Source organism: Serratia sp. BNK-33-b (genome assembly GCF_048684565.1).
Lineage (GTDB): Bacteria > Pseudomonadota > Gammaproteobacteria > Enterobacterales > Enterobacteriaceae > Serratia > Serratia marcescens.
In genome coordinates, this window is sequence record NZ_JBLQTZ010000001.1 from 676,031 (window position 1) to 695,605 (window position 19,575).

The window sequence follows — 19,575 nt, forward strand, 5'->3', positions numbered from 1 at the left end:
GATAATGATGAGAAAAATAGCACTGCCCCTGACGCTGCTCGGCGCCGCCGTGTTGGCGCCGCCGCTGCAGGCGGCGGAGGGGAATATTAATGTGACTGGCAGAGTGGTGGAGAGTAGTTGTGTGCTGCATGCCAGTTCTAAAAGCCAGAAGGTGGATATGGGAACAATGTTCGCTGGAGGCCCTATCGGCGTACTTAATGTCGGTCAATCCATCACGGTGATTTTGGAGAATTGCCCGGAAAGTATCAGCCAGGTGCAGATCAGGTTTGAGGGAACTGCGGCAAGCAGCAATGATTTTCCAGGCAAGGTTTTTGCTGCCGACAATAGTGATCAGCCTGATGCCGCTAAAAATGTGGGTTTTCTCATTTCCAATGCACAAGGAGATCGTGGTGGATATTTTGAAGATCTTCTGAGAGTTAATGAATTCAGCCCGGCGATTGGGTTGGTAAATGGTATAAATTTCCTTTATTTCTATATGGGATATTCTACCGGCAGTGCCATGCCGACAGTAGGGGTTGCTCGGGCACGGGTGCAGTTTAGCCTGATTTACCCTTGATGTTATTGAGTAGTCCATTTGATTAATATAGGGAAAAATTAATGAAAAATATCATCAAGGGGTTGTTGCTGATCGGCAGTGGACTGGCGTTTAACGCTTATGGTGCGGATGGCAGCGCTGATATTGAGCTGCGTTTAGTCCATGGAACCTGCAACCTTAGCGCCGATAACAAGAGTATGTCGGTGGCGTTGGGGAATATCTCACGCACTGAATTGGCACCAATGGGGGCGGTCAGCAAGCCGGTTGATTTTGTCATCAGGGCGGCTGACTGCGTACCGGGGATGACGGTCTACTATCGTTTTGACGGCACTTCCGCCGGTCAGATGGGCGCATTTGCGTTGGATGATGATTCCGAGGCTCAGGGGATTGGGGTGCGGATATCTGACATGTATCGTGTGAAAGGACCTGGTGAGCGATATGGGGCGGTGAGCATTCCAGGAAAGGACGGAATTGTTTCTATGCGATTCAATGCACAATATATTTCTTTAGCCAATAATATTATTCCAGGTGATGCCAATGCTACTGTACAATTGAGCATAGTCTATGAATAAATGACTTGACGTTATTTTTCCTCTTTTGGGTTGATTATATTATAAATAATTCCTCCCCTAGTAATAAGGAATATGGCGAGAGTAACAAGTAAATCAGCGGCGCGGCTGTCTATATTGCCACGAAGGCGCAAACGGTTACCCCCGGCAGCGCCAACCTGACCACGCAGATTAGCCTGGTCTATCCATAATAACCGGGCCTGTTTCAGCACGATGATTGTTTGGCATTATCAGAGAGATAAGGAAATTAACGATGATAGCAACAGTGAGAAAAATGCCGCTGCTGGCCTTACTCAGTGCGGCAATGTTATCTCCGCTGCTATACGCAGCGGATGGTAATATTAACGTCACCGGCCGGGTGTTGGAGAATGCCTGTGTGGTGGATGAGGACTCTAAGAATGCAACATTCGATTTCGGTGTGCTGGCAGGGAATTCTGGGTTAAGTAGTACGGGATATGGATTTTATATGAAGCTCCTGAATTGCCCTTCAGGGGTTAATCAGGTGAAGATTCGATTTGAAGGCACTGCTACTAGTGAGGATGTTGATAGAAAAGAATATATTTTCGCACCCGATGACCAGGGGCAGTTAGGGGCAGTAAGGAACGTGGGATTTATGTTGTCATCGGCTGGTGATAATGTAAAGGTCAACAGTGATTCGTTGCCTTATGAGCTAAAAAATACTGGTTCAGGTAGCGTAAATTCCCTCTGGGTTGGTGTGACGTTGTTATTGCTTAATGATAAAAGAGAACCGATCTCCCCGGGTGAGGTTACCAGCACTATCCAGTTTACCATTATGTATAACTAAGTTGTCCGTGGTTTATTATTTGGTGGTTAAGGAGTGTTTATGAACAATGAGTTAAAGCGAATGATTCAAGGTGTGTTGCTCTGTTTTAGTGGGTTGGTATTACCTGCACAAGCGGGGGATGGTACTCTAAAAATTAAAGTGAAATTTATTAATTACACCTGTAATCTGACTGCTGACAGCAAAAACATGAACGTACCTTTGGGGGATATTAACCGTAGTCAGTTAGCTAAAAAAGGGGACCGTAGTCCAGCAGTAGTTTTTGAATTAAAGGCTACCGATTGCCCTACGAAAACGAGGAGCTATGTTGAGTTTAAATTCGCTGGCAAAGCTCCGTCTGAAGACTATCGTGCATTTGCGTTAGATAAAGAATCCACTTCGTCAGGTGTTGCAGTGAAAATAAAATCCGGTGATGATTATGATATATATCCGAATCATTCTGCGGGAAACGGCTACCCGAAGTCTAACGGAGAGGTTACTGTGCGCTACGCAGCGCAATATGTTGCCTTGAGCGATGACATTACGCCTGGCACAGCTAATCTTACTACTCAGTTTGATATGGTGTATTACTAGTTTTTCCCATAATCCCGATGGCGTAAAAACTGTCGGGCTGGTGATATTGACTGCAAAATAAAGCTGCCCAAAATAATTCAAGCCGCATCGTGGCGGCTACGGAGCGAGTTCCCAGGCGCTGACTCCAGTAAGTGCCTGAGGTGAACGAAGGTAGCCACCAAGAGGCGCCAGTTTCAGGATTATAAATTGCTATGGCGGCGGCGCTGACATCATTGCCGGCGAGTTTCTTACTGTCGAACGACGTGGCGATGAGCTTTATCAATAATCAGCCCGGAAGGGCAAATGTTCTTGCTGTGCCGCTGTTGAGCGTTCGTTTTTCTGGCATAGGGTTCCATTGGCATATCAAGATGCTGCTCGGGCTTGTGCGGCCTGGTAGCGGGGAACGAAAAAAAAGCGCAGGCTTGCTACCCCCGTCCACCAGCTAACTTTATGAGTAGAATAAGGACGTTATTTGCTTCATCAACCAGGGAAAATATGATTGATATGGCCGCTAGCCTGCGCGGATCATCCCCCTTGAAGCATGAACAAAATGCGGCCATAATCTGCTGCATCGGTAGCACCGAAACAAACATCGAATTACCCGTCATACTTGAAGTTGCCTCTGTGTTGGCTGCGTGCGCTCACCCCAGTCACTTACTTGAGTAAGCTCCAGGGGATTCCCGCCCTGGCCGCCTTGATGCAGCTCCAATTATCTAGGGTATCAATCCCTTTCTCGTCGGGCTAACGACGCGGGAGGGATTTTTTTTTGTAACGGCCCGGCGTCTGCGCCCGGCAACTTGTTGAACTACGAGGGTTTACTATGAGCACCTTAGGCCATCAGTCCGATAATTCATTAGTGTCCAACGCCTTTGGTTTCCTGCGCTTTCCGCTGAACTTCATGCCTTACGACAGCGATGCAGAGTGGGTCATCACCGGCATTCCGTTTGACATGGCGACCTCCGGTCGCGCCGGCGGCCGTCATGGCCCGGCGGCCATACGCCAAGTGTCCACCAACCTGGCCTGGGAAGGCAACCGTTGGCCGTGGAGCTTCGATCTGCGCGATCGCCTGAACGTGGTTGACTGCGGCGACATCGTGTTCAACTTCGGCGATGCGCAGGACATGAGCGACAAGCTGCAGGCGCACGCGGAGAAACTGCTGAAGGCCGGTAAGCGCATGCTCTCGTTCGGCGGCGACCACTTCGTCACCCTACCGCTGCTGCGCGCGCACGCCAAGCATTTCGGCAAGCTGGCGCTGGTGCACTTTGACGCCCATACCGATACCTACGCCAACGGCAGCAAGTTCGACCACGGCACCATGTTCTATCATGCGCCGAACGAAGGCCTGATCGATCCGCACCACTCGGTGCAGATCGGCATTCGCACCGAGTTCGATCACGACAATGGCTTTACCGTACTGGACGCCGCGCAGGTGAACGATCGCAGCGTGGACGACCTGCTGACCCAGATCAAAGGCATCGTCGGCGATATGCCGGTGTACCTGACCTTCGACATCGACTGCCTGGATCCGGCGTTCGCACCGGGCACCGGCACGCCGGTGATCGGCGGTCTGACTTCCGATCGCGCGCTGAAACTGGTGCGCGGCATGCAGTCGCTGAACATCGTCGGCATGGACGTGGTGGAAGTGGCGCCGGCCTATGATCAGTCCGAGATCACCGCGCTGGCCGCGGCGACCCTGGGTCTGGAAATGCTGTACCTGCAGGCGGCCAAGAAACACGCCTGACGCTTGGCCACGCCTCGCTGAAAAAGCGGCTTCCATCGTATGGGGCCGCTTTTTTTATTTCATTTTTCGTCATCCGCGCGGCGATTTTCAGTCTGTTGCAACGCCTTTGCGCAATTTTGCGCAGAAATGAAACGGAGTCAGTAAAAAGGAACCGGGATAACGGGGAGGATGAATATACTGCGCGCGGGTGCTCTGGATCTTTGTATCTAGAGCCTGCGTGAAAGGTACAAAGAGAAAAGCCCCGAGTCGATATTCATCAACCCGAGGCCTACTCTAACGCCAGCAACGTTAAGTTAGCCTCTTACCCGCCGCGAGGCAAGGAGAAGAAGGCATGATGCCGAACAAACGGAGCCTGTTAAAACTGGTGGTTATTTGTGCCACGGTAATATCACTGGCATGGATAACCCGTAGCACGCTGTGCGAGCTGCGGATCCGATCGGGCACTACGGAGGTTGCGGCCATTTTGGCTTACGAATCCGAACGGTAAGGCAACCCGGCGACGGGGGATGTCCCCCGTCTGCTGGTTGTTGGCGTCCAGATCCATGAGCACCCTCTCAAGGCCATTGGCTTTCTCTGCCGCAACGGTGCGGGAACAGACTATGCCCGTTTCACCTGGCGCGCCAGCAACATGCGGCTAAACAGCGCACCGCCCGCCAGCAGCGTCAGCAACTGTGAGGCGATCAGTACCGCAAAGCCCGAGGACACCTTGCCCTGGCTGGCCATCACCATGCCCATCGCCATCGGCACAAACGCCGAGAACAGATTGCCGATGCCGTTGATCAGCCCATAGGCGCTGCCGACCGCCTCCGGCCGCGCATAATGCTGCAGCAGCGTGGGGATCGCCGCGCCCTGCGCACCCCAACAGGCGTTGGCCGCCAGCAGGAAGAAGGCGATCCAACCAAGCTGATGGCTGTTCATTACGCCATAGATGCACAGTGCGGTCGCCGCGCCGCCAAAGACGAAGATCAGCGGCGCCTGATAGGGGCGGATACGATCGAGCAACGCGCCGCCGAGGTATTTGGAGGCGATGCTGACGATGAACGGCAGCGCCGCCATCCAGCCCATTTGCTTGATGGAGAACCCCTTTTCATCGGTCAGGTAAGCCGGCAGCCAGGCGCTGGAGCCCCACAGGTAGCTGAGCGTGGCGATCTCGATCAGCAGGATCCAGCCGAGCATCGGCGTGCGCCAGGCCAGCGCAAAGGTGTGCCAGACGCGGCTTAGCACCGGTTGCGAATCGGCAGGGCGTGAAGAAGATGAGGGTAAGGCGAGCGGATGAACGAACAACCGCACCAGCGCCAGGCCCAGCAGCAGGTTGAGCAGCGCCAGCAGGTGAAACGACATCGCCCACCCGAAGTGCGCCATCAGAAAACTCACCAGCGGAAAGCCGAGCACCAGCCCCAACGAGACGCCCAGCGCGCTGACCGCGTTGGGCTTGCCGCGCTCGTCGGCGGCGAAATGATCGCTGATGTACATGGTTTTCAGCGAGAACAGCGGCCCTTCGCTGACGCCAAGCAGCGCGCGCACCGCGCACAGCAACAGCAGCGATCCCGCCAGCGGCGAGGCGGCGGTGAGCAGCGCCCACAGCACCACGCTCAGCGTCAGCGCGCGGCGGTAACCCATCAGCGTTTCCAGAAACGGCGTCAGCAACATGGCGGACAGGCCGTAACCGAGTAAAAACACCGTCATCAGCGTGCCCTGGTGAGCGCGGTCACCGCCGAGTTGAAAGTGTTGCAGGAAGTCGGGATTGACCAACATCACGGCGATATTAACCCGATCCGCATAGGCGATAACGATCAGAAACAGCAGGGCGATCACCCCAAACCAGCGTTGACGTTGTTGCACGGCGCGTTCCTCAGTGCGAGCGGTTGACGAATTCAGGCAGCAGTAAACTCACCCGAGGATGCCATTTGGCGCAAACGCGGGGATGGGGCTGATTGATGTAAATTTATTGTTATCAAATAGGGTGTAAATGACAGAGGGAAAACACTTTTACGCGCAATTCGCCGCAGAGATCAACGCGTTTTTTGCCATAAATTAGCGAGGGAGCGCACAACTGACATAGGTTTTTCATATCGGTGCATGATTTCGTGATCCTTCCCACATTTGTCATTTTTAAACAACCTTTCATTAACATTTGCCGTTCCGCTCGCTTGACGAAAGTTTCGCCAGACTTATAGTGGCTGTATTAAATAAGAAACTGAGTTTCATATATGAAACAATCAGATAGAGGATAAAAGCAATGAGCTGGAAGAATGTGTGCGAAGTGTCTCAGGTGAAAGAAGATTTTCCTTTCTCCGGCAAAGTGGAAGGAAAAGAGATCGGGGTGTACCTGCTCGACGGTAACTACTACGCGCTGGAAGACGTCTGCCCGCATGCTTATGCCTTGCTCAGCCAGGGGTTTGTAGACGACGGCAAGGTTGAGTGCCCGCTGCACGAAGCGCTGTTTGACGTGCGCACCGGCCAGTGCCTGCGCGAGCCGGGCGGCCGAGATCTGCAAACCTATCCCACCCGGGTGGTCGACAACCAAATCCAGATCACCTTTATCGCGGAGGAGTAATCATGCAGCACATCACCGATTTCAATCCCTGGCTGCCGGACACCCAACAAGTGACGCCAGCCCGCGAAGGCGGCAACGGTCAAATCCATCAGCCGGGCCAGTTCCGCAATGTCATCTGGCAAAACCGCGCCCGGGTGCCGGACGGTTTCGAAACCGCCCTGGTGGCGGCGCTGGAAACGATCTTCGATCAGGGGGGGAAGAGCTGGAGCAGATCGTTAGCGCGTTGAATCAGCGTCGTCTGTTCGATCGCAGCGGCCAGCCGTGGAATGAGGCGACGTTCCGCGAATTCCTTCACGTTAACGGTTTCTGAGCGACACCCGGGAGAAGACAATGACAGCAAACACAACATCCTCCGAACAGAGCTTGCAGGACTATCTTGACCAGGGGCTGCGCGGCATGTGGTATCCGGTGCTGGCCAGCTGGGAAGTGGGCAACAACCCGGTCGGCATCACCCGCCTGGAGCAGCAAATCGTGGTGTGGCGCGACGGCGAAGGCCAGATCCACGCGCTGGAAGACCGCTGCCCGCACCGTGGCGCGCGGCTTTCCATGGGGTGGAACCTCGGCGATCGCATCGCCTGTTGGTATCACGGGGTGGAAGTCGGCGGCGACGGGACGGTGAAAGACGTGCCGGCGGTGGATCGCTGCCCGCTGGTGGGGCAAAAATGCCTGCGTTCTTACCCGGCCAAAGAAGCCTATGGCGCGGTGTTCCTCTATTTCGGCGTGACGGCGGATGAAGCGCCGGCGGAGCTGACTTTCCCGCAAGAGCTGGCGGACGAAGCGTCGTACAGTAATTTTCTGTGCACCGCCAGCTGGAACTGCAACTACCAGTACGCCCTGGAAAACGTGATGGATCCGATGCACGGCACTTACCTGCACTCCTCTTCACACTCGATGGCGGAAGGGGATCGCAAGGCGGACATGGCGCTGGAGCCGACCGACAGCGGCTTCATCTTCAAGAAAAACGGCCAGATCGGCGTCAACTTCGACTGGGTGGAATTCGGCAACAGCGGCGCGTATTGGATGCGCCTGTCGATCCCGTACAAGAAGCGTTTCGGGCCGGGCGGTCACTTCTGGATCATCGGCATGGTGGTGCCGGAAGACAAGGATCACTGCCGGGTATTCTTCTGGCGCATTCGTAAGGTCAAAGACTGGCAGCGCGACATGTGGCGCTTCATGTACCGCAATCGCCTGGAATCGTTGCATTGGGACGTGCTCGAGCAGGATCGCATCGTGCTTGAGAACATGGCGCCTAACGCCCGCGGCCGCGAATATCTGTACCAGCACGACGTCGGTCTTTCTCGCCTGCGCCGCCTGATGCAGAAAGAGGCGCAAAAACAGCTGGCGACGCTGCGCGAGCGGGAGGCGGCGCAGTGAAGGGTCTGCTGAACGATAAACGCATCGTGGTCACCGGCGCGGCGCGCGGCCTGGGCTACAGCTTCGCCGCCGCCATCGCGGCTGCCGGCGCGCAGGTGGTGATGTGCGACATTTTGGCGGATGAGCTGGCGGCGAGCGGCGCCGCGCTGCGCGAGCAGGGCGCTCAGGTGGAAACGCAAATCATCGATCTGGCCTCACCGGATTCGATCCGTTCGGCGTTCGAGAAGATCGCCACAGGCGGCGGGATCGACGGGCTGGTGAACAACGCGGCGCTGGCGACCGGCGTCGGCGGTAAAACCATGATGGAATACGACATCGATCTGTGGGATCGGGTAATGCAGGTCAACGTGCGCGGCACCTGGCTGGTGAGCCAGGCGGCGGTGCCGCTGTTGGCGCGCAACCCGCACGCCAAGATCGTCAACGTGGCGTCGGACACCGCGCTGTGGGGCGCGCCGCGCCTGATGGCCTATGTTGCCAGTAAAGGCGCGCTGATCGCGATGACCCGATCGATGGCGCGTGAACTGGGGCCGCAGGGGATCTGCGTCAACGCCATCGCGCCGGGCCTGACGCGGGTGGAAGCCACCGAGTATGTCCCCGCCGAACGCCACCAGCTGTACGAGCAGGGGCGCGCGCTGGCCGGGGCGCAGCACCCGGACGATGTGAACGGTACGGTGCTTTATCTGCTGTCGCCGCTGGCGAATTTCGTCACCGGTCAACTGCTGCCGGTCAACGGCGGCTTCGTATTCAACTGACGGCCCGCAGGGCAGGCGCACAGCGCAGGAGCGAGAGATGGCGGACGAGCAAGCACAAGCATGTAAGTATCTGATCCCGGGGCTGGATCGCGGGTTGCAGTTGCTGCTGGCGTTTGGCGAGCAGCATAAGGAGATGACCTTCGCCGAGTTGCATCGCTTGGTCGATATGCCGAAGGCCACCGCTTATCGCGTGGTGCAGACGCTCGAACACCTGGGCTTTCTGGAGCGCAATCCGCGCACCAACACCTTTGCGCTCGGCATCAAGGTGCTGCGCCTCGGCTTCGAATATATCGCGTCGCTGGACGTCGCGCAGGCCGGCCAGCCGGTGATCGAGCAGCTGCGCGATCGCAGCCAGTGCAGCAGCCATCTGGCGATCCGCGACGGGCGTGATGTGATCTATATCGCCCGCGTCAGCGCTGCCGGTTCGCAGATCAATCAGGTCAGCGTCGGCACCCGCTTGCCGGTGCACCAAACCTCGCTCGGCCGCATGTTGTTGACCAGCGCGACTCGCAGTGAGTTCGAACAACTTTATCCAGACGCGCAACTGCCGGGCAATGCGCCGGGCACCCCGGCGGATCGCGAAACGCTGTGGCAGATGGTGCAGCAAGACAAGGCGCGCGGCTATGTGATCGGCGAATCGTTCTTCCGCCACGGCATCTCCTCGATCGTCTATCCGATCTTCAACCGCGAGCAGCGGGTCGAGGCGGTGGTCAGCATCATGGTGCCGTCCGATGAGATCCCGAAAGCGGATCGCGAGCGGCTGCGCATGGAAGTGCGCGACGCGGCGGAGAAAATTTCCGGCTTCCTCGGCGCGCCGCCGCAGGCCAACGTCGGCTAACCGACAGGACCGACTCTTTTACTCAGGCAGGGATAAGGCCCGCAGCAAACACGGGCCGGGGTTCAGTCATGCCTGAAAACCGTATGCAGCGAGAATGTGAGGCTGAACAATGAGCGTAATCGGAATCGAAAAACTGGAATTTGGCGTCGAAGATCTGCCAACCTGCGAAAAATTCATGCAAGATTTCGGCCTGCAGCCCGCCACGCAACATTGGGGCGAAGCGCAGCGCGAATTCACGACCCTGAGCGGGGCGCGGGTTGTCCTGCACCCGTTGCAAAGCGCGGCGCTGCCTGCGGCGTTTGAAGGCGGTTCCACCCTGCGCCGCATGACCTGGGGCGTGGCCTCGCCCGCCGAACTGGCGCGCCTGCAGCCGCGTTTGGCGTTGATGCCCGGCTTCCGTCAGGTGGGAGAAGAGTTGGAATGCCGCGATCCCAACGGCATGACGCTGCGCTTCGTCGTCAGCCGCCAGCAGGCGGTCGAGGTGCCGGTCACGCCGATCAACCAGTGGGGCGACGTGCGCCGCATCGATCAACCCAGCCCGGTCTATTCGCAGGCGCAGCCGATCAACATCGGCCACGTGGTGTTCTTCGTCGACGATCTGGCGGCGACCGAGCGTTTCTACCGCGAGCTGTTGGATTTCCAGGTTTCCGATCGCTATATCGATCGCGCCGTCTTCCTGCGCACCCAGGCGCGCGGCGGCCATCATAACCTGTTCCTGCTGAAGTTGCCGAACCGCCCACGCGGCCTGAATCACGTGGCGTTCACCGTGCGCGATATCCACGAAGTGATCGGCGGCGGCATCGCCATGAACAAAGAGCAGTGGAGCACCTTTATCGGCCCCGGCCGTCACCCGATCTCCTCGGCCTATTTCTGGTACGTCAACAGCCCGACCGGCGGCGCGTTCGAGTACTACACCAACGACGATTATCTGACGGAAAACTGGCAGCCGCGCGAGCTGGAGCATTCGCTGGTCTCCTTCACCGAATGGGCGGTAGAGGGCGGCATCGATCACGACACGCGCCGCCAGCATAAAAAAGCGGAGGCGTTATGAACCGGGCTGAACAGGCGGGCATCGTCATCGTCGGTGGCGGCCAGGCCGGCGGCTGGGCGGCCAAGACGCTGCGCGACCGCGGTTACAGCGGCCGGCTGACGGTTGTCAGCGACGAACCCTACGATTTTTACGAGCGGCCGCCGCTGTCGAAAGCGGCGTTGCTGGATGCCGCGGCTCCCCTCAGCCGGCTGTTCAGCGAACAGACGGTGGCGGAGCTGAATATCGACTGGCGCCGCCCGCTGCGCGCCGAGTCCATCGACGCCGAACAGCAAATCGTTACGCTCAGCGATGGGCAACGGCTGCAGTTCGAGCAGTTGCTGATCGCCACCGGCGGGCGGCCGCGTGTGCCGGGCGCCGCCTGGGCGCAGCACCCGCGCGTGATGACGCTGCGTTCCTGGGACGATGCGGCCCGGTTGCGGCAGGGGCTGCAGGGCTGTCGTCGCCTGGCGATCGTCGGCGGCGGTTGGATCGGGCTGGAGATCGCCGCTTCCGCGCGGCGTCTCGGTGCCGAGGTGACGGTGTTTGAACGCCAGCCAGCGCTGTGTATGCGCAGCGTCGGCGCCGATGTCTCGCAGGCGTTGCTCGAACTGCATCGCCGGCAGGGCGTCACGGTGCTGTGCGGCTGCGGCGAGATCTCGCTGGAAGATCGCGACGGCGCCGCCTGGATCGGCAGCGAAGTCAGCGATCCGCAGGCCTTCGATCTGGTGGTGGTGGGGATCGGCGTCGAGCTGAATCTCGAACTGGCGCGCAGCGCCGGGCTGGCGATCGAGTCCGGCATTGTGGTCGACGGCCAGGGGCGCACCAGCCATCCGGCGATCTTCGCCGCCGGCGACGTGGCGCGTCACCCGACGCTTGGCCTGTGCCTGCAGTCCTGGGCCTACGCGCAAAATCAGGCCATCAGCACCGCCTGCGCGATGCTCGACGCCTTCGCCGCCCCGTATGACGACGTGGCCTGGCTGTGGTCGGATCAATATGACGTCAATATCCAGATCCTCGGCGTGCCGAGCGGCGGCGTACACCATGTGGTGCGCCGCACGCCGCAGTCGCAGGTGTTCTTCACGCTGAACGCCGATCGGCAGCTGGTGCAGATGGTGGCGTTCAACGACGCGCGCACCATCAAACTCGGCAAGCGTTGGCTGGCGAGCGGCCGGGTGCTGGATCTGCAGCAACTGGCGGATGCGGAGTTTTCTTTGATGGCGTTGAAATAACGCCCGAACCTCGGGAGCGTTTTATGACTACGCAAGACATTGACGCCCGCGCTGGACGGGCGGGGGAAACCGTTGCCGAAAATCCGCAGCAGCGGGTGCGCTGGTCGGTGCCGATCGCGCTGTTCGCCTGCGTACTGCTGGCGTTTTTCGACAAGATCAGCATCGCGGCGCTGTTTTCCGACGCCGAGTTTCAGCAGGCGTTGGGCATTGGTTTTGACCCGGCGCGGCTGGGCTTGCTGATGAGCGCGTTTCTGTTCTCCTACGGCATTTCCTCAATGCTGCTCAGCGGCATCGGCGATCGGCTTAATCCGGTCAAGGTATTGATTGGCATGATGGTGGTGTGGGGCGTGCTGATGGTGTTGATGGGGCTGGTGCGTTCCTATCACGCCATGATGACGCTGCGCATCCTGCTCGGCATCGCCGAAGGGCCGTTGCTGCCGATGGCCTACGCCATTATTCGTCAGGCTTTCCCGCCGCAGCTGCAGGCGCGCGCCACCATGCTGTGGTTGCTCGGCACGCCGTTGGGGGCCGCGCTCGGCTTCCCGGTCACCCTGTACATCCTCAATACCTTCGACTGGCAGGCCACCTTCTTCTTTATGGCGTTTCTGACGTTGCCGGTGATGTTGCTGGTGCTGTTCGGCATGCGCCACCTGAACGTCTCGCGTCCGGCGGCGGCGGCCAAACCGGCGGTGTCCGAACGCAAACAGCACCGCCGCGAGCTGCTGCGCAGTCCGCACTTTTGGATGATCTGCCTGTTCAACATCGCCTTTCTGACCTACCTGTGGGGCATGAACGGCTGGTTGCCGAGCTATCTGATCAAGGGCAAAGGCATTCATCTGGAGCATGCCGGTTACCTCTCTTCGCTGCCGTTCATCGCCATGCTGCTCGGCGAAGTGCTGGGCGCCTGGCTGTCGGACAAGCTGGATCGCCGCGCGCTGGCCTGCTTCCTGTCGCTGTGCGGCGCCGGCCTCGGTCTGGCGGTGGTGTTGCACCTGCAGGGCACCTACAGCGTGATCGCCGCCATGGCCTTCAGCACCTTTATGTGGGGCGCCGGCGCGCCGAATATTTTCGCGCTGTTGGCGAAGGCCACCAGCAGCAAGGTGAGCGCCACCGCCGGCGGCATCTTCAACGGGTTGGGCAATTTTGCCGGCGCGCTGGCGCCGGTGCTGATGGGGGCGCTGATCGCCGCCACCGGCAATATGGATAACGGCCTGCTGTTCCTGGTGGTGATGGCGTTCGTCGGCTGCCTCATTCTGCTGCCGTTGCTGAGAAAGTACTGAATTAACAATTACTAAGCCCAATGGATTTCATGCTGTGGCTAGGCGGCAAGTTCGTGAGTCTCCAGGAGCTTACTGCGGTAAGTGACTGGTGCGAACGAATGCAGCCAACAACGCGACAGCGTGAAAGACGAAGGGGATAACCATTTGATTCAACAGAGGAGTGACAACATGTCTCAGGTTGAGAACAAAGCTGGCGTCAAGCCGCAGGATCTGTCGATAGAGAACTGGGTGGAGTCGCGCATTGCCCGTTTCGAAGGCCGCAAATATGACTGGAACGCGCTGAAATTCCAGGCCGATTTTGACCCGAAATACCGCCGCGCGCAGATGCGCTACATCGGCACTGGCGCCACCGGCGTGGCCAGCGACGCCAACACCATTCCGGCGGGCAACTTCACCTTCTCCACCATGGTGCTGCCGTCGAAGTGCGAGGGCCCGCTGCACCTGCACGACGACGTGGAAGAAGTGTTCTTCATGCTGAAAGGCAGCATCACGCTGATGATTCAGGATGGGGAAGAGTATTACGAAACCAGGCTGAAAGAGCGCGATCTGATCTCGGTGCCGGCGGGGGTGTATCGCGGCCTGTTCAACCACGGCGAGGAAGAGGCGCTGATGTGCGTGATGCTCGGCACCGCCAAGCCGGAGATCCCGACCTATCCGGCGGATCACCCGCTGTCCAAAGTGAAGCGCAACTGATGAACGGCCTGGCGCAACGCCAACGGGCGCGCTGCGGGGCGTACACCCTGAGCTGGCGCGAGGCCGGGCAGGGGCGGCCGGTGGTGTTGCTGCACGGCATCAGCTCCGGATCCGCCTCGTGGATCAAGCAGTTCAACGATAACGGCCTGACGGACGGCCACCGTCTGTTGGCGTGGGACGCGCCGGGCTACGGCGGCAGCCTGCCGTTGGCGGATCCGCAGGCCGATGCCGCCGGTTATGCGGCGGCGTTGGCGGCGCTGATTGATGAGCTGCAGCTGGTGCAGCCGCTGATCGTCGGCCATTCGCTGGGGGCGCTGATCGGTAGCGCCTATGCCGCCGGCTATCCGGATGGGCTGTGCGGGCTGGTGTTGGCGGATCCGGCGCAGGGCTATGCCACGGCGCCGGAGGAAAAACGCCGGCAGGTGTACGGCCAGCGCCAGCAGATGATAGAGACGCTGGGGCCGGTGGGCTACGGCGAGCAGCGGGCGGCGGCCTTGCTGCGTGAAGGGGCGGATCCGCAGGATATCGCCTGGGTGCGCAACGGCATGCAGCAGCTCGATCCCGACGGTTTTCTGAGTGCCGCCTGGATGTTGGCCAACGATGATATCGGTCGCTATCTGGCGCGCTATCGCGGCCCGCTGGAGGTGTGGTGCGGTGAACAGGATCGCATTACGCCACCGGAGAAGGCGGCCGAGCTGGCGCGCGAGCAGGACGCGACGCTGCGTCTGATCGCCGCCGCCGGTCATGCCAGCTACCTCGATGCGCCGGCGTGTTTCAACCGCTATCTGCGGGACTTTACGGGAGCAATCCAACGATGAATTTTCAGCTTGAGGATCGGGTGGCGGTGGTGACCGGCGGCTCGTCGGGCATCGGTTTTGAAACCCTGAAGCTGCTGCTGGCCGAAGGGGCGAAAGTGGCGTTCTGCGGCCGCGATCAGGACAAGCTGGCCGGCGCAGCAGCCAGCCTGCGCGCGGACTTCCCGCAGGCGGATATCCTGGCGCTGCGCTGCGACGTGCTGGACGCGCAGCAGGTGGCGCAGTTCGCCGCTCAGGTGACGGCGCATTTCGGCGGCGTGGATCTGCTGATCAACAACGCCGGTCAGGGCTTCGTCGCCCATTTTGACCAGACGCCGCGCGAGGCCTGGCTGCATGAGGCCGAGCTGAAGCTGTTCGGCGTGATCAACCCGGTGCAGGCGTTCTTACCGGCGCTGGAACGATCGGCGATCGCGTCTATCACCTGCGTGAACTCGCTGCTGGCGCTGCAGCCGGAAGAGCACATGATCGCCACCTCGGCGGCGCGTGCCGCGCTGCTCAACATGACGCTGACGCTGTCGAAAGAGCTGGTGGGCAAAGGCATTCGGGTTAACTCGATCTTGCTGGGGATGGTGGAGTCGGGCCAGTGGCGCCGCCGTTTCGACGAGCGCAGCGATAAAGATCAAAGTTGGGAGCAGTGGACGGCGGCCATCGCCGAACGGCGCGGCATCCCGATGAAACGCCTGGGCAAGCCGCAGGAGCCGGCGCAGGCGCTGTTGTTCCTCGCTTCGCCGCTGGCTTCCTTTACCACCGGCGCGGCGCTGGACGTTTCCGGCGGCTTTAACCGCCATGTGTAGCAGGGGCCGAGAAAGATGAAGAAGATCATGATGATTGGCTACGGCGCGATGGCGAAGGAAGTGATCGCCCGTCTGCCGGAAGGCGTGGAGGTTGGCTGGATCCTGGCGCGCGCAGCTCATCATGCGGCGATCGCCGAGGCTTTTGACGGGCGGGTGCAGGCGCTGACCCATCCGGAGCAGTGTTCGCAGCGGCCGGATCTGGTGCTGGAGTGCGCCAGCCAGCAGGCGGTGGCGGAGTTTGGCGAGGCGGTGCTGCAGCGCGGTTGGCCGCTGGCGGTGGTCTCGACCGGCGCGCTGGCGGACGCCGCATTGCAACAGCGGCTGCAGCAGGTTTGCCGCCGCCATCACGGGCAGCTGATCGTGCTGTCCGGCGCGGTGGCGGGGATGGACGGGCTGGCGTCGGCGCGTGAAGGCGGGTTGGAGAGCGTGACCTATCAGGCCAGCAAGAGCCCGGCCAGCTGGCGCGGCAGCCCGGCGGAGCAACTGATCGAGCTCGATGCGGTGCGCGAGGCGCAGGTATTTTTTGAAGGCTCGGCGCGCGAAGCGGCGCGTTTGTTCCCGGCCAACGCCAACGTGGCGGCCACTATTGCGCTCAACGGTCTGGGGATGGACGCCACCCGGGTGCGCCTGCAGGTCGATCCCGCCACCCGGCGCAATACCCATCGCCTGCAGGTGTGCGGCGACTTTGGCGAGTTTCACATTGAGCTGAGCGGCAACCCGCTGGCGAGCAATCCCAAAACATCAACCCTGGCGGCGCTGAGCGCGGTACAAGCCTGCCGCCGTCTGGTGGACGGCGGTTTTATTGCCTGAACGGCAGGAGCGGAGCATGGAACGATTGAATATTTTTGTCGCCGGGCGCTGGCGTGAAGGGCGCGGCGAAGAGATGGCTTCGGTATTCCCGGCCGACGGCAGCGTCAACGCGCGGCTGCGCGCCGCTAACGTCGAGGATGTCAACGAGGCGGTAGAGGCGGCGGAAAAGGCCTGGCGCGCGCCGGAATGGCGCGGGCTGGTGCCGCACCAACGCGCCTCAATTCTCTACCGCGTGAGCAACCTGATCCTGGCGCAGCAGGAACAGCTGGCCGAGTTGCAGACGCGCGACAACGGCAAACCGCTGGCGGAAACCCGCGGCCTGGTGGCCAGCGCGGCGGCGACCGCGCGCTACTTCGCCGCCGCCTGCGAGGTGTTGGAAGGCGAGCTGCCGACCCCGCGCAGCGCCGAAGTGATGACGCTCAGTCAGTATCAACCGATGGGGGTGATCGCCGCCATTACGCCGTGGAACTCACCGATCGCCAGCGAAATGCAGAAGGTGGCGCCGGCGCTGGCGGCGGGCAACGCCGTGGTGCTCAAACCGGCCGAAGCCACGCCGCTGATGGCGCTGAAGCTGGCCGAGCTGTTCGAACAGGCGGGGCTCCCTGCCGGGCTGCTCAGCGTGCTGCCGGGCAAAGGTTCGGTGATCGGCGAGGCGTTGGCGCGCCATCCGCTGGTGAAAAAGATCGCCTTTACCGGCGGGACCGGCACCGGGCGCCATTTGGCGCACATCGCCGCCGACAAGCTGATCCCCACCTCGCTGGAGCTGGGCGGTAAATCGCCGACCATCGTGCTGGAGGACGCCGATCTGGAACAGGCGGCGCGCGGCATCTGCTACGGCATTTTCAGCTCCGCCGGCCAGGCGTGCATCGCCGGTTCACGGCTGTTCGTGCATCGTTCGCTGTATCAGCCGCTGCTGGCGCGCTTGACCGAACTGACGGCGGGGCTGCGCATCGGCAACCCGCTGGTGCCGGGCGTGCATCTCGGCCCGCTGATCAGCGCCAAGCATCGGCAAAGCGTGGCGGACTACGTGGCGTTGGCGCGGCAGGAGGGCGGCCGGGTGAGCATCGGCGGCGAAGCGCCGGCCGATCCGCAACTGGCGAGCGGCAGCTATTACCTGCCGACCATTATCGAAGGTTTGAACAACGATGCCCGCGTGTGCCAGGAGGAGATCTTCGGCCCGGTGCTGGTGGCGCTGCCGTTCGACGACGAGCAACAGCTGATCGAACAGGCCAACGACTCGGTGTACGGCCTGGCGGCCGGCATCTGGAGCCGCGATTTCCCGCGGGCGATGGCGCTGGCGGAGCGGCTGGAAACCGGCACCGTCTGGATCAACACCTACAAAACGTTCTCGATTTCCACGCCGTTCGGCGGCTTCAAGGAAAGCGGACTGGGCCGCGAAAAGGGCCTGAACGGCATCAAGGCCTACATGCAGCAGAAAAGCGTGTATCTGGCGCTGAGCCATCAGGTGAACCGCTGGAGCGACTAGGCCGACACCTCTACGCATAACCCTAATAACGATTACCCTAAGAAGGCAGATGATGAGCGATAAAATCACGGTTGGCGAGGCGATAGCCCGGACTCTGGAACAGTACGCGGTGTCGGCGATGTACGGCATCATTTCGATTCATAATCTGCCGATCGCCGATGCGGTGGGGCAGCGCGATAAAATTCGCTTCGTGCCGGCGCGCGGCGAAGCGGGCGCGGTGACCATGGCCGACGCGCACGGGCGTTTCTCCGGCCTGGGCGTGGCGTTGACCAGCACCGGCGCCGGCGCGGGCAACGCGGTGGGGGCGATGATTGAGGCGCTCAACGCCAACACGCCGCTGTTGCATATCACCGGCCAGGTGGAAAAAGCCTATCTGGACGCCGACGCCGGTTTTATTCATGAAACCCGCGATCAGCTCGGCTTCCTGCGCGCCTGCTCCAAGCGCGCCTACCGGGTCAATTCGCCGGAACAGGCGGTGGCGGTGATCCAGCGAGCGATCCTGGATGCGCAAACCGCGCCCTGCGGCCCGGTGGCGGTCGAGATCCCGATCGATATCCAAAGCAGCCTGGTGTCCCGCTCGGTGCTGGCCGAAGCGTTGGCGCCGGCGCCGCTGCCGAAGGCGGACGCCGCAGCGGTGGAGCGGCTGCATCAGCGGCTGAAACAGGCCAAGCGCCCGCTGTTATGGTTGGGCGGCGGTGCGCTGGCCTGCGGCGACGCGGTGCGCAAGCTGGCGGACGCCGGCGTGGCGGTGATCTCCAGCACCCACGGGCGCGGCATTCTGCCGGACAGCCATCCGCGCAGCCTGCGGGCGTTCCACAACTCGCCGAGCATTGAAGCGATCCTGACGCAGTGCGACCTGACGCTGGTGGCCGGTTCGCGCCTGCGCAGTAATGAAACCCGCACCTGGACGCTGCCGCTGCCGCGCCCGTTGGTGCAAATTGACATCGATCCGGCGGCGGCCAACCGCAACTACCTGGCCGATGAACAGATCAATGGCGACTGTGCGGCGCTGCTGACGGCGCTGGCGGCGCGGTTGACCCCTGGCGAGAAGGTGAGCGCCGAGTGGGATGCCGAGATCGCGGGAGCGGTGCAGCAGGCTGAGAGCGCGCTGCGCCAGCAGTCCGGCGAATACGCCAAACTCAATGACGCCATCGACGCCGCGCTGCCGCAGGACGGGCTGTTGGTGCGCGATATCACCGTTTCCGGCAGCGTCTGGGGCAGCCGGCTGTTTCGGGCGATTTCGCCGCTGTGTAACATACACTCGCTGGCTGGCGCCATTGGAATGGGGCTGCCGATGGCGATCGGCACCGCAATCGCCAACCCGCAGCGCAAGGTGGTGGGGCTGGTGGGCGATGGCGGTCTGGCGCTGGGTCTGGGGGAACTGGCGACCATGGCGCAGGAACAGGTGAACATCACCCTGCTGATCATGAACGACGGCGGTTATGGCGTGATGCGTGGCATTCAGGACAAGTATTTCGCCGGGCGCCAGTATTACAACGAGCTGCATACGCCGGCCTTTACCCAGATCGCCGAAGCGATGGGGTTGAAAGCCTGGAAGGTGGACGCGGCGGCGCAGTTCAACGGCGTATTGGCCGAGGCGATCAATTACCCGGGGCCGTCGGTGGTCGAGGTGGACATGAAGCGGGTCGGGCCGCTGACCTTCGCCGGGCCGCCGCAGAAAACCCTGTATTGATACGATAAAAAACGCCCGGCGGTTG

Annotated in this window: 21 protein-coding genes and 1 pseudogene; 21 read left to right on the top strand and 1 reads right to left on the bottom strand. The window is 60.7% G+C overall.

Translation table 11 applies throughout. From position 1 onward, the window contains the following. Positions 1–4 precede the first annotated feature (4 nt). The 7 genes from ACMGGK_RS03145 (at position 5) to ACMGGK_RS03175 (ending at position 4,686) form a co-directional block, all read left to right on the top strand. Positions 5–556 carry a fimbrial protein gene (locus ACMGGK_RS03145; RefSeq protein WP_216474392.1) on the top strand — a complete coding sequence of 184 codons (552 nt, stop codon included), beginning with the start codon at positions 5–7 and terminating at the stop codon, positions 554–556. A 41-nt stretch (positions 557–597) separates the two neighbouring features. Further along, on the top strand, positions 598–1,107 hold the full coding sequence (locus ACMGGK_RS03150; protein ID WP_216474391.1) for a fimbrial protein: 510 nt from the start codon (positions 598–600) through the stop codon (positions 1,105–1,107). Positions 1,108–1,357: 250 nt separating this feature from the next. After that, positions 1,358–1,909 (top strand): fimbrial protein, encoded by a 552-nt coding sequence (locus ACMGGK_RS03155; protein ID WP_216474390.1) that lies wholly within the window; start codon positions 1,358–1,360, stop codon positions 1,907–1,909. A gap of 39 nt (positions 1,910–1,948) precedes the next feature. Next, positions 1,949–2,479, top strand: a complete 531-nt coding sequence (locus ACMGGK_RS03160; RefSeq protein ID WP_216474389.1) for a fimbrial protein — start codon at positions 1,949–1,951, stop codon at positions 2,477–2,479. Between the two features lie 191 nt (positions 2,480–2,670). After that, positions 2,671–2,904, top strand: a complete 234-nt coding sequence (locus ACMGGK_RS03165) for a hypothetical protein (RefSeq protein WP_216474388.1) — start codon at positions 2,671–2,673, stop codon at positions 2,902–2,904. Between the two features lie 374 nt (positions 2,905–3,278). Continuing rightward, entirely contained in the window at positions 3,279–4,199 is a 921-nt protein-coding gene (speB, locus tag ACMGGK_RS03170; protein WP_004937606.1) for an agmatinase, read from the top strand. A 334-nt stretch (positions 4,200–4,533) separates the two neighbouring features. Beyond that, positions 4,534–4,686: a Hok/Gef family protein gene (locus ACMGGK_RS03175; protein WP_004937610.1), complete on the top strand. Its 153-nt coding sequence runs from the start codon at positions 4,534–4,536 to the stop codon at positions 4,684–4,686. Positions 4,687–4,796: 110 nt separating this feature from the next. On the opposite strand, the gene ACMGGK_RS03180 is transcribed toward ACMGGK_RS03175, so the two are convergent. Beyond that, positions 4,797–6,041, bottom strand: coding sequence for an MFS transporter (locus ACMGGK_RS03180; RefSeq protein WP_164053462.1), 1,245 nt, complete (start codon positions 6,039–6,041; stop codon positions 4,797–4,799). 397 nt (positions 6,042–6,438) lie between these two features. Here ACMGGK_RS03180 and ACMGGK_RS03185 point away from each other — a divergent pair, with 397 nt between their 5' ends. From ACMGGK_RS03185 to ACMGGK_RS03250, 14 genes and pseudogenes are all read left to right on the top strand, one after another. Further along, complete coding sequence (locus ACMGGK_RS03185) at positions 6,439–6,756, top strand: non-heme iron oxygenase ferredoxin subunit (RefSeq protein ID WP_004937614.1); 318 nt, start codon at positions 6,439–6,441, stop codon at positions 6,754–6,756. A 2-nt stretch (positions 6,757–6,758) separates the two neighbouring features. Beyond that, positions 6,759–7,066 (top strand): annotated as a pseudogene (locus ACMGGK_RS03190) (recombinase-like helix-turn-helix domain-containing protein). Positions 7,067–7,086: 20 nt separating this feature from the next. Continuing rightward, complete coding sequence (locus tag ACMGGK_RS03195) at positions 7,087–8,130, top strand: aromatic ring-hydroxylating oxygenase subunit alpha (protein WP_028127706.1); 1,044 nt, start codon at positions 7,087–7,089, stop codon at positions 8,128–8,130. Continuing rightward, complete coding sequence (locus tag ACMGGK_RS03200; RefSeq protein WP_049299795.1) at positions 8,127–8,882, top strand: SDR family oxidoreductase; 756 nt, start codon at positions 8,127–8,129, stop codon at positions 8,880–8,882. Before ACMGGK_RS03195 ends, ACMGGK_RS03200 begins: the two co-directional genes overlap by 4 nt. A 37-nt stretch (positions 8,883–8,919) precedes the next feature. Beyond that, positions 8,920–9,720, top strand: a complete 801-nt coding sequence (locus ACMGGK_RS03205; RefSeq protein ID WP_049299794.1) for an IclR family transcriptional regulator — start codon at positions 8,920–8,922, stop codon at positions 9,718–9,720. A 109-nt stretch (positions 9,721–9,829) separates the two neighbouring features. After that, the gene (locus ACMGGK_RS03210; RefSeq protein WP_016930047.1) at positions 9,830–10,771 is read left to right on the top strand and encodes a VOC family protein; all 942 of its coding nucleotides are present in this window, start codon (positions 9,830–9,832) and stop codon (positions 10,769–10,771) included. After that, entirely contained in the window at positions 10,768–11,979 is a 1,212-nt protein-coding gene (locus ACMGGK_RS03215) for an NAD(P)/FAD-dependent oxidoreductase (RefSeq protein WP_420276686.1), read from the top strand. Before ACMGGK_RS03210 ends, ACMGGK_RS03215 begins: the two co-directional genes overlap by 4 nt. Positions 11,980–12,002: 23 nt before the next feature. Further along, positions 12,003–13,259: an MFS transporter gene (locus ACMGGK_RS03220; protein WP_016930045.1), complete on the top strand. Its 1,257-nt coding sequence runs from the start codon at positions 12,003–12,005 to the stop codon at positions 13,257–13,259. A 168-nt stretch (positions 13,260–13,427) separates the two neighbouring features. Next, complete coding sequence (locus tag ACMGGK_RS03225; RefSeq protein ID WP_074055124.1) at positions 13,428–13,952, top strand: cupin domain-containing protein; 525 nt, start codon at positions 13,428–13,430, stop codon at positions 13,950–13,952. After that, positions 13,952–14,770, top strand: coding sequence for an alpha/beta fold hydrolase (locus ACMGGK_RS03230; RefSeq protein ID WP_048796837.1), 819 nt, complete (start codon positions 13,952–13,954; stop codon positions 14,768–14,770). The genes ACMGGK_RS03225 and ACMGGK_RS03230 overlap by 1 nt, the downstream gene beginning before the upstream one ends. Beyond that, positions 14,767–15,561 (top strand): SDR family oxidoreductase, encoded by a 795-nt coding sequence (locus tag ACMGGK_RS03235; protein WP_049299792.1) that lies wholly within the window; start codon positions 14,767–14,769, stop codon positions 15,559–15,561. Before ACMGGK_RS03230 ends, ACMGGK_RS03235 begins: the two co-directional genes overlap by 4 nt. 15 nt (positions 15,562–15,576) lie before the next feature. Next, positions 15,577–16,371, top strand: coding sequence for an aspartate dehydrogenase (locus ACMGGK_RS03240; RefSeq protein WP_420276687.1), 795 nt, complete (start codon positions 15,577–15,579; stop codon positions 16,369–16,371). Positions 16,372–16,387: 16 nt separating this feature from the next. Beyond that, on the top strand, positions 16,388–17,857 hold the full coding sequence (locus tag ACMGGK_RS03245; RefSeq protein WP_016930041.1) for an aldehyde dehydrogenase: 1,470 nt from the start codon (positions 16,388–16,390) through the stop codon (positions 17,855–17,857). Between the two features lie 52 nt (positions 17,858–17,909). Next, positions 17,910–19,550: a thiamine pyrophosphate-binding protein gene (locus ACMGGK_RS03250; protein ID WP_197766400.1), complete on the top strand. Its 1,641-nt coding sequence runs from the start codon at positions 17,910–17,912 to the stop codon at positions 19,548–19,550. Positions 19,551–19,575 lie beyond the last annotated feature (25 nt).

Coding starts and splice junctions, on each gene's coding strand:
- ACMGGK_RS03145 (WP_216474392.1), top strand. CDS start 5: ATGATGAGAAAAATAGCACTGCCCCTGACGCTGCTCGGCGCCGCCGTG.
- ACMGGK_RS03150 (WP_216474391.1), top strand. CDS start 598: ATGAAAAATATCATCAAGGGGTTGTTGCTGATCGGCAGTGGACTGGCG.
- ACMGGK_RS03155 (WP_216474390.1), top strand. CDS start 1,358: ATGATAGCAACAGTGAGAAAAATGCCGCTGCTGGCCTTACTCAGTGCG.
- ACMGGK_RS03160 (WP_216474389.1), top strand. CDS start 1,949: ATGAACAATGAGTTAAAGCGAATGATTCAAGGTGTGTTGCTCTGTTTT.
- ACMGGK_RS03165 (WP_216474388.1), top strand. CDS start 2,671: ATGGCGGCGGCGCTGACATCATTGCCGGCGAGTTTCTTACTGTCGAAC.
- speB (WP_004937606.1), top strand. CDS start 3,279: ATGAGCACCTTAGGCCATCAGTCCGATAATTCATTAGTGTCCAACGCC.
- ACMGGK_RS03175 (WP_004937610.1), top strand. CDS start 4,534: ATGCCGAACAAACGGAGCCTGTTAAAACTGGTGGTTATTTGTGCCACG.
- ACMGGK_RS03185 (WP_004937614.1), top strand. CDS start 6,439: ATGAGCTGGAAGAATGTGTGCGAAGTGTCTCAGGTGAAAGAAGATTTT.
- ACMGGK_RS03195 (WP_028127706.1), top strand. CDS start 7,087: ATGACAGCAAACACAACATCCTCCGAACAGAGCTTGCAGGACTATCTT.
- ACMGGK_RS03205 (WP_049299794.1), top strand. CDS start 8,920: ATGGCGGACGAGCAAGCACAAGCATGTAAGTATCTGATCCCGGGGCTG.
- ACMGGK_RS03210 (WP_016930047.1), top strand. CDS start 9,830: ATGAGCGTAATCGGAATCGAAAAACTGGAATTTGGCGTCGAAGATCTG.
- ACMGGK_RS03215 (WP_420276686.1), top strand. CDS start 10,768: ATGAACCGGGCTGAACAGGCGGGCATCGTCATCGTCGGTGGCGGCCAG.
- ACMGGK_RS03220 (WP_016930045.1), top strand. CDS start 12,003: ATGACTACGCAAGACATTGACGCCCGCGCTGGACGGGCGGGGGAAACC.
- ACMGGK_RS03225 (WP_074055124.1), top strand. CDS start 13,428: ATGTCTCAGGTTGAGAACAAAGCTGGCGTCAAGCCGCAGGATCTGTCG.
- ACMGGK_RS03230 (WP_048796837.1), top strand. CDS start 13,952: ATGAACGGCCTGGCGCAACGCCAACGGGCGCGCTGCGGGGCGTACACC.
- ACMGGK_RS03235 (WP_049299792.1), top strand. CDS start 14,767: ATGAATTTTCAGCTTGAGGATCGGGTGGCGGTGGTGACCGGCGGCTCG.
- ACMGGK_RS03240 (WP_420276687.1), top strand. CDS start 15,577: ATGAAGAAGATCATGATGATTGGCTACGGCGCGATGGCGAAGGAAGTG.
- ACMGGK_RS03245 (WP_016930041.1), top strand. CDS start 16,388: ATGGAACGATTGAATATTTTTGTCGCCGGGCGCTGGCGTGAAGGGCGC.
- ACMGGK_RS03250 (WP_197766400.1), top strand. CDS start 17,910: ATGAGCGATAAAATCACGGTTGGCGAGGCGATAGCCCGGACTCTGGAA.